The 17,204-nt window shown below is 59.8% G+C and carries 11 protein-coding genes; 4 read left to right on the forward strand and 7 right to left on the reverse strand.

What is annotated here, in order from left to right:
• The first annotated feature begins 103 nt into the window (after positions 1-103).
• The 3 genes from X760_RS44060 to X760_RS44070 all read left to right on the forward strand — a co-directional run bounded on the left by X760_RS44060 (position 104) and on the right by X760_RS44070 (position 4,172).
• Entirely contained in the window at positions 104-1,468 is a 1,365-nt protein-coding gene (locus X760_RS44060; protein ID WP_023717133.1) for a pitrilysin family protein, read from the forward strand.
• 286 nt (positions 1,469-1,754) lie between these two features.
• Entirely contained in the window at positions 1,755-2,999 is a 1,245-nt protein-coding gene (locus tag X760_RS44065) for a pitrilysin family protein (RefSeq protein ID WP_036244232.1), read from the forward strand.
• Positions 3,000-3,278: 279 nt separating this feature from the next.
• Positions 3,279-4,172 carry a patatin-like phospholipase family protein gene (locus tag X760_RS44070; RefSeq protein ID WP_023717135.1) on the forward strand — a complete coding sequence of 298 codons (894 nt, stop codon included), beginning with the start codon at positions 3,279-3,281 and terminating at the stop codon, positions 4,170-4,172.
• Positions 4,173-4,261: 89 nt separating this feature from the next.
• Here the strand turns inward: X760_RS44070 and X760_RS44075 are convergent, their stop codons facing one another.
• Positions 4,262-5,158: an MBL fold metallo-hydrolase gene (locus X760_RS44075; protein ID WP_031193462.1), complete on the reverse strand. Its 897-nt coding sequence runs from the start codon at positions 5,156-5,158 to the stop codon at positions 4,262-4,264.
• A 140-nt stretch (positions 5,159-5,298) separates the two neighbouring features.
• On the opposite strand from X760_RS44075, the gene X760_RS44080 reads away from it, so the two are divergent.
• Positions 5,299-6,204 (forward strand): LysR family transcriptional regulator, encoded by a 906-nt coding sequence (locus X760_RS44080; protein WP_023717138.1) that lies wholly within the window; start codon positions 5,299-5,301, stop codon positions 6,202-6,204.
• A 555-nt stretch (positions 6,205-6,759) separates the two neighbouring features.
• Here the strand turns inward: X760_RS44080 and X760_RS44085 are convergent.
• The 6 genes from X760_RS44085 to X760_RS44110 form a co-directional block, all read right to left on the reverse strand.
• Entirely contained in the window at positions 6,760-7,296 is a 537-nt protein-coding gene (locus tag X760_RS44085; protein ID WP_023717139.1) for a dihydrofolate reductase family protein, read from the reverse strand.
• Positions 7,297-7,506: 210 nt separating this feature from the next.
• Positions 7,507-9,237: an adenylate/guanylate cyclase domain-containing protein gene (locus tag X760_RS44090; protein WP_023717140.1), complete on the reverse strand. Its 1,731-nt coding sequence runs from the start codon at positions 9,235-9,237 to the stop codon at positions 7,507-7,509.
• A gap of 266 nt (positions 9,238-9,503) precedes the next feature.
• Entirely contained in the window at positions 9,504-9,659 is a 156-nt protein-coding gene (locus tag X760_RS77785; protein WP_245278513.1) for a hypothetical protein, read from the reverse strand.
• 328 nt (positions 9,660-9,987) lie between these two features.
• The gene (locus tag X760_RS44100; protein ID WP_023717144.1) at positions 9,988-12,294 is read right to left on the reverse strand and encodes a hypothetical protein; all 2,307 of its coding nucleotides are present in this window, start codon (positions 12,292-12,294) and stop codon (positions 9,988-9,990) included.
• 255 nt (positions 12,295-12,549) lie between these two features.
• On the reverse strand, positions 12,550-14,025 hold the full coding sequence (locus X760_RS44105) for a hypothetical protein (protein ID WP_156948008.1): 1,476 nt from the start codon (positions 14,023-14,025) through the stop codon (positions 12,550-12,552).
• A 7-nt stretch (positions 14,026-14,032) separates the two neighbouring features.
• On the reverse strand, positions 14,033-17,146 hold the full coding sequence (locus X760_RS44110) for an alpha/beta fold hydrolase (RefSeq protein WP_198030458.1): 3,114 nt from the start codon (positions 17,144-17,146) through the stop codon (positions 14,033-14,035).
• Positions 17,147-17,204: the final 58 nt, after the last annotated feature.

Raw genomic sequence — 17,204 nt, forward strand, 5'->3', positions numbered from 1 at the left:
GCCCCGCAATTGGCGAGGAAGCCGCGCCTTCAAAATGACGAACAATTCGCTTTGCCTCGACCAGCAACCCCGCCTATCGTTCCACCCCAAACCGGAGCCATCTATGACATTTCAGGCTGAATGGCTGCGCGGAACGCTCTTGGGACTGGCCCTGGTGATGGCCGAGCCGGCTCTGGCGGACAACAATCCCGACGACGGCGCAGTGACGGATTTCTTGCTCGACAACGGCATGGAGGTCGTCGTCATCCCCGACCACCGCGCCCCGATCGTCACCCATATGGTCTGGTACAAGATCGGCAGCGCCGACGAGCCGCCGGGCAAATCCGGCATTGCCCATTTCTTCGAGCATTTGATGTTCAAGGCGACCAGCAACCATGCGGCCGGCGAGCTCGATCGCGCCGTCGCCGCCATCGGCGGCTCGGACAACGCCTTCACCTCCTACGACTACACCGCTTTTCATGAGACAGTGGTGCCGCAGGCGCTCGGTGAGATGATGGGCTTCGAGGCCGACCGCATGCGCAATCTCATCCTCAACGACGATGTCATCAAGACCGAGCGCGACGTCATCCTCGAGGAGCGCCGCTCGCGCATCGACTCCAATCCGCAGGCGGTGCTCGACGAGGAGATCGACGCCACGCTGTGGCAGAACCAGCCCTACCGCATCCCGGTCATCGGCTGGATGCAGGAGATGGAGAAGCTGAACCGCACCGACGCGATGGCCTTCTACAACAAATATTATACGCCCAATAACGCCGTGCTGGTGGTGGCCGGCGATGTTGAGCCGGAAACGGTCAAGACGCTGGCCGAAAAGACCTATGGCAAGATCGCGCGCGGCCCGGATCTGCCGCCGCGCATCCGCCCGATCGAGCCCGAGCAGAACACCAGGCGCACGGTGACGCTGACCGACGGGCGCGTCAGCGTGCCGAGCTTTACGACGCAGTGGGTGGTTCCGTCCTATCACACGGCAAAGCCCGGCGAAGCCGAAGCGCTCGACGTGCTGTCCGAAATCCTCGGCGGCGGCAACCGCAGCCGGCTCTACCAGGAGCTTGTCGTCAGGCAAGGGATAGCCGCCGCGGCCGGCGCCTTCTTCCAAGGCACCATGCTCGACGACAGCAATTTCACCGTCTATGGCGCGCCGCGCGGCGATGCCAAGCTTGCAGACGTCGAGGCCGCGGTCGACGTCGAGATCGCCCGCATCGCGAAAGACGGCGTCACCAGCGATGAGCTGGAAAAATCCAAGGACCGTTTCGTCCGCTCGATGATCTTTGCCCGCGACAAGCAGGAGGACATGGCCAACATCTACGGCTCGACGCTCGCCACCGGCGGCAACGTCCAGGACGTCCAGCAATGGCCCGACCGCATCCGCAAGGTCACCGCCGACCAGGTCAAGGCGGTCGCTGCCCGCTATCTCAATCTCGACCACGCAACGACCGGCTATCTTCTGCCGCAAACCCAGGCTGGGAATTGATTTGATGATGAACCAGCACGGTCCCGCTCTGCCTTCTCCCCCGGGCTCCTCCCCTTCTCCCCTTGTGGGAGAAGGTGGCCGAGCAAAGCTCGGTCGGATGAGGGGTGTTCCAGCTTGGCACCAACGGCACTCCGTCCAACACCCCTCAACCGTCTCGGCGCTTCGCGCCGATCCACCTTCTCCCACAAGGGGAGAAGGGAAGCACGCGCGCTCCGGCCCTCTTCTAGCGACCCTCATCCTCTCCCTCGTCTTCCTCATCCTGCCGGCGCTTTCGGCTCGTGCTGCCATGAACATCCAGGAGGTGACCTCGTCGAAGGGCATCACCGCCTGGCTGGTGGAGGATTATTCGGTGCCGATCGTCGCCATCCGCTTCGTCTTCGATGGCGGCGCGACGCAGGATCCGCCCGGTAAGGAAGGGCTTGCCAACCTGATGAGCGGTCTGTTCGACGAAGGCGCCGGCGACCTCGACAGCGAGGCCTTCCAGGTCAAGCTTGACGATGTCGGCGCCGAGATGAGCTTCGATGCGCAGCGCGACGGAATCTACGGCTCGATGCGCATGCTGGCCGAGCAGCGCGACGGCGCCTTCGACCTGCTGCGCGTGGCGGTCAACCAGCCGCGCTTCGACCAGGTGCCGATCGACCGCATCCGCGCGCAAATCCTGTCCGGCATCATCGCCAACGAGCGCGATCCCGATACGCTCGCCCAGCGCAAATGGCTGGACGCGATCTACGGCAGGCATCCCTATGCGCGGCCGGACCAGGGCACCAGGCAAAGCATCGCGACGATCACGCCGTCCGATCTCAGCGCTTTCCACAAGGCGAATTTCGCCCGCGACGGTCTGCATGTCGCGGTGGTCGGCGCCATCGACGCCGAGACGCTGAAGCAGAAGCTCGACCTGGTATTCGGCAGCCTGCCGGAAAAGCAGGCGCTTACGCCCGTTCCCGACATCGACCTGAAACTTGGCCAGCAGCTCGAGGTCGTTTACGACCAGCCGCAGGCCTCGCTGCAACTCGCCTATCCCGGCGTGAAGCGGAACGCGCCGGATTTCTTCGCCGCGGTGCTGATGAACGAGATCCTCGGTGGCGGCACTTTCACCTCGCGGCTGTTCGACGAGGTGCGCGAGAAGCGCGGCCTGGCCTATAGCGTCAGCTCCGACCTCGTCGACCACCAGCATTCCGAGGCGCTTTCCATCACCACCTCGACCCGCGCCGACAGGGCGGCCGAGACGCTGGCCGTGGTGCGCGACGTGGTCAAGCGCATGGCCGAGGAGGGGCCGACCGAAGCCGAGCTGGCGGCGACCAAGAAATACATGATCGGCGCCTATGCCATCAACAATCTGAATTCCTCCGGCGCGATCGCCGCAACGCTGGTCGAGATCCAGCTCGGCAAGCTCGGCATCGACTACATGCAGCGCCGCGCCGCGCTGATAAACGCGGTGACGCTGGACCAGGTCAAGGCAGCGGCGAAAAAGCTGCTCTCCGCCGAGCCGGCCGTCATGGTGGTCGGGCCGAAGCTGGGAAGCAAGGGATGAGCCGTTGCCCGCGTTTTCCAGGCGCTGGCGCCGCCCCGGTCGGCTCCCCCTTCTCCCCTTGTGGGAGAAGGTGTCGCCGAAGGCGACGGATGAGGGGTGTTCCAGCTTGGCATCGGCGGCACTCCGTCCAACACCCCTCATCCGTCTCGGCGCTACGCGCCGATCCACCTTCTCCCACAAGGGGAGAAGGAAAGACGCGCTACGGCCACAAACCGCCGGCAATCCGGATGACGGGGCATTTGCCCAATTTCGATAGCACCGCCGCATCGAGTGTCAGAAATGGGGGCTAGCAAAGGCTCCGCGGTCGGCCCTAGCTTCGGCATCGCCTTTGGCGGCGGCGGCGCGCGTGGGCTGGCGCATATCCACGTCATCGAGGTGCTGGACGAACTGGGCATAAGGCCGGCGGCAATCGCTGGCTCGTCGATCGGCGCCATCATGGGCGCCGGCATGGCCTCTGGCATGACCGGCAAGGACATTCACGACTATACGCGCTCGATCCTCGGCCGCCGCGCCGAAGTGGCGACGCGCATGTGGCGGGCGCGGCCCGGCACCTTTGCCGAAGCGTTGCAGGGCGGCTTGCGGGTCAGCCAGTTCAATGTCGAGCGCATCCTCAAGGCGTTCCTGCCCGATGCCATCCCCGAGACTTTCGCCGAACTCAAAATACCGCTGAAGGTGACGGCAACGGACTTTTATGGCCACAAGCTCGCGGTGCTCGACGAAGGCGAGCTGCATTCGGCGCTGGCCGCTTCGGCGGCGATCCCGGCGGTGTTCCGCCCGGTGATGCGCGACGGCAGGCTGCTGATCGACGGCGGCATCTACAATCCCGTGCCGTTCGATCTGATCGAGCTCGACGCCGACATCGTCATCGCCGTCGACGTGGTCGGCGCGCCGACCGAGGCCGGGCGCAAATTCCCGACCTCCGTCGACCTGATGTTCGGCGCCACGCAGCTGATGATGCAGTCGATCATCGCCAGTAAGCTGAACCAGAGCCGGCCCGACATCCTGATCCGGCCGGCGGTGTCGAAATACCGCGTGCTCGATTTCATGAAGGTCGAGGCGCTGATGGCCGAGACGGTGGCGATCAAGGACGAGCTGAAGCGCGAGATCGAAAGGGCGGTCGAGGCGCGGGCCAAGGCCGAAGCCAGCAAGCGCACCAACCGTCTCGGCGGATGACAGCCGTCAGGCGCCCGGCGTCAACGCCCGCTGGACCATGAGCGTATCCTTCGTAAGTGGTGCGGATCAGCTCGAGATTGGCGCCAATCTCAGCCCCACTTCATCTCGCCGGTGGCGACCTTGGAGCCGATGTCGAGCGCAACCCCCATGCCGAGGCCGGGGAAGCGGGCTTCCATGGCGCTCTTCAGCGCGGCAGCGTCCTTGGCCTTGGCCAGTTCTTCCTCGAAGGCGATGAGATAGGTTTTTGTGTGCTCGACGCCCGAAAGGTCGGTCGCCGCCCCAGGCGTCATGTGCCCAGGCACGACGATCGCCGGCTTGCGCGCCGCGATCTTTTCGAGGTTGGCCAGCCAGGCGGCGCGCAGTTCCCTGGTCGGGGTGTCGGCGGTCCAGACATGCACGCCGGCAAAGATCATCACCCCGCCGAACACCGCGTTCAGCGACGGCACGAACAGATAGCGCCGGTTGCCGAGGCCTTCCGCGGCGACGATCTCGATGCTCTCGCCGTCGACGCTGAGCGTCTTGCCGTCGAACGCTTCCGGGATGACGACGTCGGCCAGCGCCTGCGGGCCATTTTCCTTCAGCTGCGGCCCCCAGACGGCGAGCTTCTTTTCGACATTGCCGTTGATGGCGGCCACCGTCTCGGCTGCGGCGATCACCCGTGCCTGCGGGAACGTCTGCTTGATCCGCTTGAGGCCGAAATAATAGTCGGGGTCGGACTGGCTGACATAGATGGTGGTGAGCGTCTTGCCGGTCGCCTTGATCGCCTCGGCCACGGCCCGGCCGTCGGGGTAGGTGAAACCGGAATCGATCAGCACGGCTTCGGTGGCGCCGGAGACCAGCACCGGGGCGCGGAAGAAGCCGTTTTCGCCGGCGGGAAAATGCTTCCAGGAAAGCCCGCTGGCCGCATGGCCAAGCCCGGCGGGAGCAAAGACCGCGGCAGCGCCGGCGGCGAGGGTGGTTTTCATGATGCTTCTCCGTGTGAACATGGATGTCTCCTGGGAATGCGGAATTCGGCGGCCTCGATGCCCGCAAGATGGCAAAAACGGAATGCATATTGAAGGCCGACAAAATAGACGTAATGTATGCTTTCGCCTGACAATGGGGCTGCATCTGCCATGAGCCACGCATGAACCTGAACCGGCTGGCCTATTTCGCGGCGGTGGTCGACGCCGGCTCGTTCACGCGGGCCGCCGAGCGGCTGGGCATCACCAAGGCGGTCGTCAGCCAACAGGTGGCGCGGCTGGAGCTCGATGTCGGAACGACGCTGCTGATCCGCACGACGCGCCGCGTCCATCCGACCGAGGCCGGCCGGACATTCCATGCCCGCTGCCTGCAGGTTCTGCAGCAGGCCGAGGATGCCTTCGACGAGCTCGCGCAGGCCGCCGCCGAGCCGACCGGCACGCTGCGCATCGCGGCGTCCAACGACTACGGCACGTCGGCGGTGGTGCCGGTGGTCGCCGCCTTCAGCGCGCGCTATCCCGCCTGCCGGGTGGAGCTGACGCTGGGCGACGAGACGATCGACCTGGTTTCCGGCCACATCGACGTGGCCATCCGCGTCGGCTGGCTGGCCGATTCCAGCCTGCAGGCGCGGCGCATCGGCACCTTCCAACAATTCATGGTGTGCGGCGCCGGGTTTGAAGGCCGGTTCACGGCCGGGGAACCGCAAGACCTTGCCGGGCTGCCCTTCATCGCCAACATGGCGCTGCGCGAACCGCTGCTATGGCAATTTTCGCGCGGCGACAACGAGCAGCAGGTCGTGCGCATGCAGGCAACGATCGCCATTGACGCGACGCCGGCAGTGCTGGCGGCCGTCCGCGCCGGCGCCGGCCTGTCGGTGCTGCCGGACTTTCTGGTGCGGGACGAGCTGGCCGCCGGGCGGCTGGTGCAGGTCCTGCCCGAGTGGCGGCTGCCCTCCGGCGGCATCTACACAGTCTACCCCGCCGCCCGCTTCCGCCCGCCCAAGGTGACGAGGTTTGTCGAGATGCTGATTGCGGCCGAGCAGAAGCTGGAGGCAGGCGGGCGGGGGCGCTGATGGGCGAAGCAGCGATCTCCCCCCCAACGGCAGGGCTATCGCATAGGGGGCCCCCCTCATCCGGCCGCTTCGCGGCCACCTTCTCCCCGCTGGGGAGAAGAGGCTGGCGTTAACGCCGGCGACCTCCTCTCCCCTCGGGGAGAGGTCGGATTGCCATCCGAATTGCCCTTCGCAATTCGGATGGCAATCCGGGTGAGGGGGCACTTGCCCCTATGCGATTGCTACAGTTGAAACGAAGGCCGGCGTTCTTTCGCGCCCCCTCTGCCCTGCCGGGCATCTCCCCCTCAAGGGGACCCTCAGGGGGGAGATTGGCTGTCATCGGCGCTTTCGCCAGCGTTGCAGGATGAGCGCCAAGGCGGAAGCCGCGATCTCCCCCCACGTGGGGAGATGGCCGGCAGGCCAGAGGGGGGCGCTGTCCCGCCGACCTATCAGTCGATGGCATTAGCGTACCCGCGCAAGTTCCAGCTCATCACACGTTGAAACGAAGGCCGGCGTTCTTTCGCGCCCCCCTCTGCCCTGCCGGGCATCTCCCCCTCAAGGGGGGAGATTGGCTCATCACGCCTTCCCCGCCGCATACTCCAGCGCCACCACGCCGTTGCTGAATTGCCTGGCAAACACCAGCTCGAGCGGCAATTGCGCGCCGGGCGGGAACAGCAGCTTGCCCTGGCCGACAGCACCGGGGTAGCTGAGCAGCCGGATGCGGTCGACAAGGCCGTGGCGCAGCAGTTCCTGCGCGACGCTGAGGCTGCCATGCACATAGATGTTGCCGCCGCTGCCTTGCTTCAGCCCTCTGACCGCGTCCGGCAACGCGCCAGTCAGCAGCTCGGCCGGCTGCCAGTCCAGCGCCGTCAAACTGGTCGACGCGACATATTTCGGCAGCGCATTGAACCGGTCGGCGAAATCTCCGGTCTCCTTGGGCCACGAGCCGGCAAAGATCTGATAAGTCGTGCGCCCCAAAAGCATGGCGCCGCTGTCGGCAAGCTCGTCGTCCTTGAATTTTTGCATTTCATCGTTCCAGGCCACGCTCGGCAGCTTTTCAACCTCGGCAATGCCATCGACGGTGATGAATTCGGTGATGATGAGTTTTCTCATGGCGGGTTCCCTTCTGTTGGGGCGGCCGTGCGGGCCTTATGCGAACTGCGCCGTCAACTAGCGCCGCGCGTTGTCAGGGGGAGGGGCTTTCCCCATTCGCTTCCAAAGACCGACACCGTGGGAAAAGCGTCTCCGACCTGCCCGTCGTTCGGTCATGCCACAAGGTCCGCGTCGGGCCCCTATCGGGTCTGGTTAGTAGTTACGGGCTGCCTACAAGTTGGCAATACCGGCTTTCAGCAGTCCTTCGCGGACGTGCTGCACGTCAGACTCCTGGGCAAAGTGCAGGGTGGCGATAAATGGATCGAGGTCGAATTGGGGATCGAGCGTTCTGATCTTGCCCAGATGCGCCGCAGCCGCGATTTCGTCACCGAGCCAGCCGTAGCAGGCAGCGGCGAAAGCGTGCTGAACCGAGTCCATGGTTGACAGATGCATGAAAGCTTCGATCGCCTCGCCATACTGGCGCGCGGCGAAATGCGCCTTTCCCAGATGGCTCCAGAATCTCTCCGGGTGGTGCGGGTTCAACTGCATTGCCTTGCGGATCCATTCGATTCCCTCTTCCGGCCTCCCCAGCCATGTCAATAACTCGCCTTGCTGCACCACCACGAGGTCGTAATTGGGATTGAGGGCCAGCGCCCGCTCTTGATGGTAGCGCGCTGTGGTCAGCTCATTGTTGTTCACGTTCACTGCCGCGAGGATGCGGTGGACATCGGCATCGTTGTTGTCCAGCGCCAGCGCCCTGTCCAGCGCTGCCATAACGTTGTTCCAGACGGCATCCCTGTCTTCGCACCAGTTATGGACCCAGGCCTGGCCAAGAATGCAGGCCCGCCAGGCATGGGCATGGGCATAATCGGGGTCGAGGGTGACGGCCCTTTCTATCAAGGTTTGCGCGCGTTCATTATCCGCAATCGTGCTTCGGTGATGCAGCACCTTGGCAGCAAGCACACATTCATACGCGGCCATGTTTGCAGGTTTCGCGCGCGCGAGCTGGTCCCGCTGAGCCGCCTCGACACGACCGGGCAGCGTGGCTGCGATCGCCGCGGTCACCTCATCCTGAATCGCGAATATGTCGACCAGCTTCCGGTCATATTTGTCTGCCCAAATATGTGCGTCATTCGCCGTGTCGATGAGCTGAACCGTCACGCGCACCCTGTCGCCGATCTTGCGGACGCTTCCCTCCACCAAATATTGGACGTCGAGTTTTTCGGCCACCTCGCGCACATTCACGGCGCGGTTCTTGTAGACGAAGGCGGAATTGCGTGAGATGACGAACAACTCATGGTGGCGGGACAGTTCGGTGATGATGTCCTCGGTCAGTCCGTCCGCGAAAAATTCCTGCTCGGGGTCGCCGCTCATGTTGGTGAATGGCAGCACCACTATCGAAGGTTTCGAGATGGATCGCTTCGCCTCGACTTCCGGCAGGACAGAACTATCAAACCCAACGCGATAAAGGCGAACCGGGCGGCTGATGTTCTTTAACGTCTTCTCGCCCAGGTCCTCCATGGCAATTTCGAGACGGTCGGCAATTTGGGTCGCCACCGCTGCGGTCACGCAGATACCGCCGACGTCGGCGAGTTGCTCGATGCGCGAGGCAATATTGACGCCGTCGCCGAAAATGTCCTCATCGTCGAAAATGATGTCGCCGAGATTTATGCCGATCCTGAATTCGATACGCCGTTCTTGCGGCACATCCGAATTGCGCCGTTTCATGCGCTGTTGGATTTCCACGGCGCATTTCACGGCATCGGTCACGCTCTGGAACTCAACGAGCATGCCGTCTCCGGTGGTCTTGATGATCCGGCCCTTGTTCTTCGCGATGGCGGGATCGACCAGTTCTATGCGATGGGTCCGAAGGCGTGCGAGCGTGCCGGATTCGTCGGCCTCCATTAGCCGGCTGTAGCCCGCCATATCGGCAGCCAGAATTGCGGCTAGTCTCTGTTCCATCGCTTGAACCAAAAACCAAGCCTATCCTTCCTGGGCTGCCAAATCCAGCAATTTGGGCTTGTGGCTGAATCAAGACGTCTTCTACACAGCAGCAAGAAAGGGCGGATCAGAACCCCCCGCCTTCCGCCAGGGGGCTGCGAACTCGATCGCGTCAATCGCGGGAGGGATCCGCGCGGCGTCAAGCTCGTCGAGGCGATATATTTCAGCAGCGCGTTGAACCGGTCGGCGAAGTGTCCGGTTTCCTTGGGCCACGAGCCGGCAAATTCTCATCGGTCGTGCGCCCTAAAAGCATGGCGCCGCTGTCGGCAAGCTCGTCGTCCTTGAATTTTTTGCATCTCATCGTTCCAGGCCACGCCCGGCAGCTTCTCGACCTCGGCGGTGCCATCGACGCTGATGAATTCGGTGACGATGAGTTTTCTCATGGCGGCTCCTTTCTGTTGGACCGCGCGGCGAACTGCGAGCCGCTCCGTGAAAGCTAGCGCGGCGCTTTGTTGTTTTTTTGGTCAATGTCAGACATGTCGACCTTCGCCCACTCCGATGCCCGGCGCCAATTGCAGTCGATCATCGCCGATGCCGGTCCGACACCCGCTCGGCGTTCGAAAATACTCGATGCTCGATTTTATGGAAGTCGGGGCGAGTGAGCCGGCGGAGATCAAGGACGAGATAACGCGGGAAGTGGGGAGCGTAGCGGAGGCGAGGCAAGGTGCGAAGGAGTAGAGGGCGGGTGAGGGACGTTGTCACAGAGATTGCTTAGTTTTGGGATGACGCAGTGAGTTTCTCAATCGCTGTGTCCAAATCCGAACACCCTGATTTTTTGAGAACCGATCGAAGATAGTCGTCTGACAGGCGCGTCTTAATTCCGGCAGAAAGGGCGTCGCGCAGGTAAGTGATGCCGTCTCGACCTGCTACGAGTCCGCCATTCGATACGGCCTGTGCGCTTTCAATCGCGAGATCGGCCAAATGCTCTGCGGTCAAGGTTTCGATATTGGCCGCGATGGACGTGTAAAGTACCTGGCCGATCCCGTGGAATAGATCGAGCTCTTTCACGAGGACGGAATTGTTCGTCGGATTGGCTGGCGGCCTATAAGTACCGGTCGCATTGCGTGTTTCCCGCCGCCAGAGCATGTCGCGCGCCTCTGAAACCGTAACCTTATCCGCCAAAACGAATATTATCGCTTTAACAAACTCTCCATTGTCGACAGGGACTAGGGTTGGGGCATTCTTTCGTGAGCTACTCGACCGCGCAAACTCGACGGGGAATGGTGTCGCGACGTCCGTGGATAGTTTTTTAGTTGTAGCCGCGCTGATCTCCGCTCCTGGATCGTTGATAAGTGATCCATATGCCAGAATACCAAGCGAGCCCTTAGCTTCGACATCAGGTGACATCCGAGCAACCTCAAGTGCGGCGCGCAGCGCTGTATGCGCTTTTCCACAGACACCCCATAAGTCGGCGTCAATATCTAAAAGAGTATCGAGATGGCCAGCCAATACACGCGCTTCCTGTTCGACCATGTCCGAAAAAGAAAGCTCGGTCATCCAGTCACCCACGAAATTGCGCCAAGCTGCTATGTCAGCGAACGCTGCTGCCGCAAACATACCGATGCGAAAATATCCAGCCGGCGTTATCGCTGCCTTGGATCGCCTGCGGACTACCCGCGCGAGAGTGCGCAGTTCGTTAGCCAGTTCGGTACTGCGAGTGACGCCTGCAACCACAGCCAAACCGGCTAGTAGAGCGAACGCCTGATCATCATCGTCGCTTGCTCTGACAAGATATTTGGCTTGTCGAATGGCTTCAGCAGCCAAGGAAGCCATCCCAGGAGCGACTTTGAACACCAGTGACGTGTTTACGAGCGCAGTAAAGGCGTGCGGATCGTCCGACGCACTCTTTAACTGGCTTCTTACCGTTTCCACCAAATCAGTCGGGGGCTCAGTCTGCGCTTCAGTCGCTCCTTCGAGAGGCCCGGGCAAGAAAGCAAACGGGAACCTTACATCGGCTTTCAGGCCGCTCTCGTTCTCCTCAATCAAGAGTTCGCGGAGTTTGGAGCTTTTGATTTTGTTCGCATTCGCGGCGGCCGCACCGACCAACCGTCCGGAAAACTCTGCCTTCAGTTGCTCGGGCTCTAGAAAATCAGGAAGCCATCGAGGCTCCGTCCGTAAATCCACCAAGGTTTGAATGTAGAAGTACTGACCTCGACCGCTACCTTTCCATTCTCGAGTGGCATTCGTTTCAAGACCCGAGGCGATGAACGCGCGCTCGATGAGTGATGCTTGCGCAATTACACCCATCCTTCTCCAGAATGGCGGAGCATCCCGCGATGTTCCGGCGTGAGCGAGGCCTCCATCTATAAAGGAGACGAGCGTTGCGAGCTGCTTCAGCCTTCCGTTAGGAGATCGCGGATCATCAGCCTTTATCTGCTCGGCGATGGATATCAGGGGCCTTTCCAACTCGGGCAGATGTTCCAGCATCCGCACACCCCATTCAAACCCGCCGACCTGAGAGAAACGATCACCGCTTTCAGCGAGCCACTTAAACAGAGCCCGCACATCTTCATTGGATGGCTGTAGCGAGTGTAAGACGTCAGCCATTTTCGGATGAGACGAAAGAAGAAGGGCGTTTTTCAGGCCCTCTAGGCCTTTCTGCTTGTACTGTTGCGCAGCATGGGCTGATGCGCCTCCCTGAAGGTAGTCTATAGTTGCCGCTTCAGTTGTTCGCTTGCCAACAAGGCGCTCATAATATCGAAACTCCGTTGGCGCTAGCGTCGAGGTCGGCGTTTCGCCTCTTGAAACACCAGCTTGAATATTCTCGAAGACAATTTCTGGAAGCAGCATCAACTCTTTTTCGAACAACGACACGTCTTCATCGTTCAGGCGAGATGACGAGATCTTAGCCCGCCAGTTTTGGATATGTTCGTCGCCATCTATGTGCCCCAATGTTCCGTCCAGACCCGAAAGTCGGTCCGAATCTACAGGCGAGAGATACCAATAATCAGGGAGAAGGCTTTTCTTGCCACCTTGCTGGTACAGAAAAACTCGCTTTTGATCTCCAATGATTGTCATGCCGATTTGCCATTTTGAACCGTCTTCCGCATCTATCGTCTGCTCNGTCTGCTCTTCACTCGAATCTAACGCCCCAGAAATGGTATCGTGGAGACGCTTTCGGTCGAAGGTTATGCTTGGGTTGCCGAGAGAGCAGTCGTTCGCCTGACGTGAGACAAAGCTTCTCCGAATTCCGGGGTACCGAACACGGCGTCTGCGATTGATGTCGGGAACGTCCTATACGCCTCCAGGATGATAGATATTTGCATGTCGATGTCAGGATTCATGTTCATCCCCCTCCATCGCCGCTAATTTTTTCTTGAGGTCATCGACCACGCTCTTCGCGTGGGCCACGAGCCATTGAAATGTGGCTTGATCCTTTGATTGGACGTCGGCAAGGATCTGATCGTCTAGCCACGCGCAGTAGCGGCGGCGTCGATCAGTCGGAAGGCGATTTGGAACGACACCGATCAATGCCAACAGTTGGAGACGGTATCGTTTTTTGTTCAAATCCGCGTTTTGCGGATCGGGGAGCCGGTGCATCCACGGGCGTATGTCGTAGAGTTCCACGAGCCAATTGCTTCTTGCGATGATGGTCTCTTCTGCTATGTCCTCGAGCCAGACATTTCTCATGCATTGGGCGATCGCTTCGAACGTGCCGCTTAGCCACTGCTGCTCTTTGGGGGCCTGCAAGACGTCGCTCATCTGTAAGCGTCGGATGCTCTCTGACATGGCGCGAAGTTCGGCATTCTCGATGACACGACCTGCGCGAAATTCTGATGCCTTCAATGCATCAAGGAGTTCATCACCGGCGATGGGTATCAAGCACAAGGAGGCCTGGCGAAGGCGAGTGCGAAGCTCTGTTCGCTCATCGTTAGTGATCACCTTGCTGTCGCAAAGAAAATCGATCAGGTCGACCGTGGTAGCGATAGGCACGCGCTTTCCGTCGTGATCGAGATTTGCGTGTTGATTTACGAACCGATCGTCGATGAGAACGGCGTCAACTTCGGAGGTCAGGCGCAAGACATTGGCAGTAGGGTGGTTCTTCAGATCGTCGCTCGCGTCAACGCTCTCAGCCAATTGGACTTTGCCAGTTTTGATCGCGGCCGCCATTTGCTGTCGCAGCCGATCGAGCACGTCTAGCACATCTGCAGCAAGCGATTGATGGGAGAGGAGCGCAGATATTTCATCCGCCTCGCTGGCATCCACGAATGCCACAAACCCAGCATTCTTGAGATGACCCAGCATTCCAACTTGGTCAAGGTACGTCACAGCTAGCTCATCCAGATACAGAACTGCCTTGTCTTTGATTTCGATCGTAGTCGGCCAGGTTCCTTCGTGAAGTGACAGATGCTGCAGCGCGCGGCGCTCGTCGGCAGCCGTTATCCGGCCTCTTTGCCGCAGAGCCGATACGACCGATGCGCAGTTGCAAAGTATGGAGGAGTAGGCAGGCAGATCAGTGATTTCTTTCATCAATGAGCCAACCTTGTGAACGGGATATGGACGAATCACTAAATGCTGACGCTCGCTTCCTTCCTGTTGAGCCGATGCTGCAGTAAGCAACGCTGCCAAATGTTCCCCGACCTCCTGTGCGGCTGAGAAATTGACTTTAAGAGCCGAAGCAAAGCGCTTGAGCTGACCGTTCTCGATCAGCTCTCGAATTTTCTTCGCACGCGTGACACGGCTTGGCTGATGAAATTCAACGTGCTGCACTTCGTTGAATAACCACGCCATAGTGCTGTGCGGGATCACCACGTGCTCAAATTGGTCCAGGGGGCAAGAGGTCAACAAAGCTCAAAGTGAGCAGCGCGTTAGGTTCGATACCAATTCTCTTTGCCTCCCACTTCGCCTTTCCGCGTTTGCCACTGAACGCAAAAAGCACCGAGCGCCGGCGCAAATCGGGCTCTTGTCTATTGGCCAGCATAGGCACGAGCGTAAGGTCGACGGTCGTTCTATTCATAGCCTCTGCCACGACGAACGTCGGAACATCCCCCGCCGTATACAATCCCCAGGTCTTGCTTTGCTTGATCTCCCATTGAGGTTGCTGGTCGAGTATATCTCCCAGACTTACCCTTCGGATCGGCCCGTCATCGCCGGACTTTTCTATCGCCGTTTGCAACCATTCGCCGACAACTGCATCGTCTTCCCAATCGCCCTTTACCGCTGCGTTATAACAGCCGATTAGAATTGCTGGATCGGATGCCGCCTTGTGAGCGGCGGCTTTCACAAGGTCTCGTGAGCGCGGCGACTTGAGTTGCGAAGCCAGTTGCCCGGCTCGTAGCAGTTCACCAGGCGATCGTTGTTCGCGCTTGTTCCACTCATCTTCAATGAAAGGCAGAAGAGTTTCCCATTCGCCCGATATGATTGCAGTCTGAATAAGCAGCAATCGGTCATTGGGGTCATCTCGTAGAGAGCGAAGAGTAGCCAGGTTAGTCTGGGCCGCTGGCAGGTTGCCAAGCCGAAAATGCGCCCACGCCAGAGCATAGAGGGCGTTTATGGAATTACCAAAAATACCTTGGTTGCTCTCAACAAAAGCTACGAGTTCTTTGTCGGCATAGGTTTCAGCGAGTGAGCGCAGGTAAACCTGGGCCGCTTCAGCTGCTTTTGTTTTTTCAAACAGTTGCTGCGCATAGGGCTTGAGGCGAGTCCAATTGCCGCTTTGTTCCAAGGCCCCCACCAAGCTAGTAAGGTTCTCTAGGGTTGGGTTCGATTGGAGCAGCTCTTCTCGGCTTGTTATGCGATCCGCGCCTTTTCCTTCATCGATGATGCTTTGCAATTCCTCCCGCAGCTGAGCGGATATCCCGTCGGCAACCAGCGTCTCCAAAATGCGTTCGGCGCGGCCAACCTGGTCCGAGTGGGCCAGAGCCTTTATGTGAAGTTGGTCAAGCGCTGCCGGTACTATGACTTTAATCAAGTCGTCGCGATTTGCATCAATATGGGCTGCAATCTGCTCTGGATCTTCCGTCAGTTGAGCGAGGGCTAGGCCTGCCAGTATGGCATCAGAAGAGTCTTGGCCTGATAGCGCTTTCTCTCTTTCGATCTGGCGTTGAACCGCTGCTCGATTGAGCTCAATTCCCAACCGTCCTGCGATCGCGACATAGTGGAGCGAGTCCGCAGGGGACGCGAGCTTTGCTTTCACTCGCTCCCGGGCTTGATCTCGATGGTCGGGATCGTTGAGTTCTAGCCACAAGGCAGTGTCGCCGGCATCCAGCTGAATAGCAGGGCACTCGAAGAGTTCAGCCTCGGTCGCCATCCGCTCTAAGAGATTCTGCGCCGCTCGGCGGCGTTCGAGGGACGCTGGCTCGCCAGCCATGAAATAGCTATTTGAAAAGAGGGGGGAGTAGTGGAGGAATGGTGCTTTCGACTCTTCGGGCAGGGTATGAATAACATTTGTCATCGCTGCTGGGCGGAGCAAGGCGGGCGATGCTTCGAAGTCATGGGCATCTAGCGAGTCGCTTAATTGCAGAGCAGGTTGCCAACGCCCGGTTTCAAGCAGTCGAAGCAGAACTAGTAGTTTCCCGTCGGCGTCCAACTCATTTGTGGAAAGGCCAGAGGCGTCAAACCGGGAAAGCGCGGTTTCAGCATCCTGGTCCCGTGTAGCGATAACAAAGGATGCGGAGCGGCTCATCGGTGAATTCAGATCTTTGATATGAGCCAAAGCCTCACTTCGGTTACCCTTAGCGAGTAATAAAAAAGCTTCTGCAATGACTACCTCAGGCCGATTTCCTAGGCGCCGCGATTTGTTCAAGAGTTCTTCGGTCTCTTCGACCGAACCAAGGGTTGAAAGAATGCGGGCGCACCAGGCGAGTGCAGCGCATTTGGCGTCATGCGATGCCTGGCTCAACTCGCCGCTTAAGAGATCTTCTGTAAGGCGGCGAGTTTCTGCCTCGAGTTTAAATTCGGCAAGGTGCCGACCGCGCCGAAGTCGCCAGAGACGATCCTTCAGCGGCTCGTCGAGAAGCGAGAGGCCACCAGCGACCCGAGACGGCACAATCGAAGCGGAAACCGTCGATTCAAGGCTGGCCAGACGGTCGGCGAGGAGGGTGTCAGCGTGGGGGCCGGTCGGGCCGGTGCGAATGAAGTGTGCGAGTTCCTTGTACAAGTCATCTTCACGGCTGCGTAGTTTGATGATGGAAACGTGATCCTCGTCCAGCGGAACGATGCTCGTGGAAGGACCGAGACCGGGATCGGCGCTGTCAGGCTTAACAATTACGCGCAGCCAGCCAAATGGCTGACGCTCCTGAAAGACAAGATTGGCAAGATTGTTCTTGCTGCTGTATGCGCGATACCACTCGTTCAAGCCTCGCAGCTCCGGATTGTTGCGGCTAAGCCCGGCCAACGTTTCGCGAGGGCGTGAGAGGAGCCTTAAGGCATTTGCCAGCGTAGCTTGATCTGATCCTTGATGAGGCGTCGCTATGAACACCACCTGCCGAACGCGTCTGACAAACGAAGCGACATTTGCCTTGAAAGGCATCTCGGCTTCTGCCTTTCGTAGCAGCGCCTTGATGACCAGGCCCCCTAGGCTGTGGCCCACCAGCACTATGTTGCCACTCTGGAGCTTGCGTTCGTTGGCGAGGCGAGGCAGCAGATTGGAAGCTCGATCCACGAGTGCCATGGCGTCTCCGCGTTGCCACCTGCTTGCTGCCGCAGGATAACCAATGCTCCAGACACCTACATCTCCAGTGTCAGCCTCAAGCCACGTTGGCCAGAATTCTTTGGGATTGGTGCGTGACTCCCAAGTTTGCTCATAATGGCCAGTTAAGCCATGAATGAAGATCACGTGGGTGGTGACGCGATCGATAGACGTATTTGGGTATCTGATATCTGACAGCGTCTTCCCCCACCGATCAAGCCCTTCGGCAGACTTTGCCAAGTGTGGGCCTACCATCACGGTAACTGTTAATGCACTAGGTACTATGAGAGAACTCGAT

This window comes from Mesorhizobium sp. LSHC420B00, from assembly GCF_000503055.1.
Lineage (GTDB): Bacteria > Pseudomonadota > Alphaproteobacteria > Rhizobiales > Rhizobiaceae > Mesorhizobium.

What these genes read in the sequence shown, in the direction of transcription:
- X760_RS44060 (WP_023717133.1), top strand. Translation starts at nt 104, where the DNA reads ATGACATTTCAGGCTGAATGGCTGCGCGGAACGCTCTTGGGACTGGCC.
- X760_RS44065 (WP_036244232.1), top strand. Translation starts at nt 1,755, where the DNA reads ATGAACATCCAGGAGGTGACCTCGTCGAAGGGCATCACCGCCTGGCTG.
- X760_RS44070 (WP_023717135.1), top strand. Translation starts at nt 3,279, where the DNA reads ATGGGGGCTAGCAAAGGCTCCGCGGTCGGCCCTAGCTTCGGCATCGCC.
- X760_RS44075 (WP_031193462.1), bottom strand. Translation starts at nt 5,158, where the DNA reads ATGTTCACACGGAGAAGCATCATGAAAACCACCCTCGCCGCCGGCGCT.
- X760_RS44080 (WP_023717138.1), top strand. Translation starts at nt 5,299, where the DNA reads ATGAACCTGAACCGGCTGGCCTATTTCGCGGCGGTGGTCGACGCCGGC.
- X760_RS44085 (WP_023717139.1), bottom strand. Translation starts at nt 7,296, where the DNA reads ATGAGAAAACTCATCATCACCGAATTCATCACCGTCGATGGCATTGCC.
- X760_RS44090 (WP_023717140.1), bottom strand. Translation starts at nt 9,237, where the DNA reads ATGGAACAGAGACTAGCCGCAATTCTGGCTGCCGATATGGCGGGCTAC.
- X760_RS77785 (WP_245278513.1), bottom strand. Translation starts at nt 9,659, where the DNA reads ATGAGAAAACTCATCGTCACCGAATTCATCAGCGTCGATGGCACCGCC.
- X760_RS44100 (WP_023717144.1), bottom strand. Translation starts at nt 12,294, where the DNA reads ATGACAATCATTGGAGATCAAAAGCGAGTTTTTCTGTACCAGCAAGGT.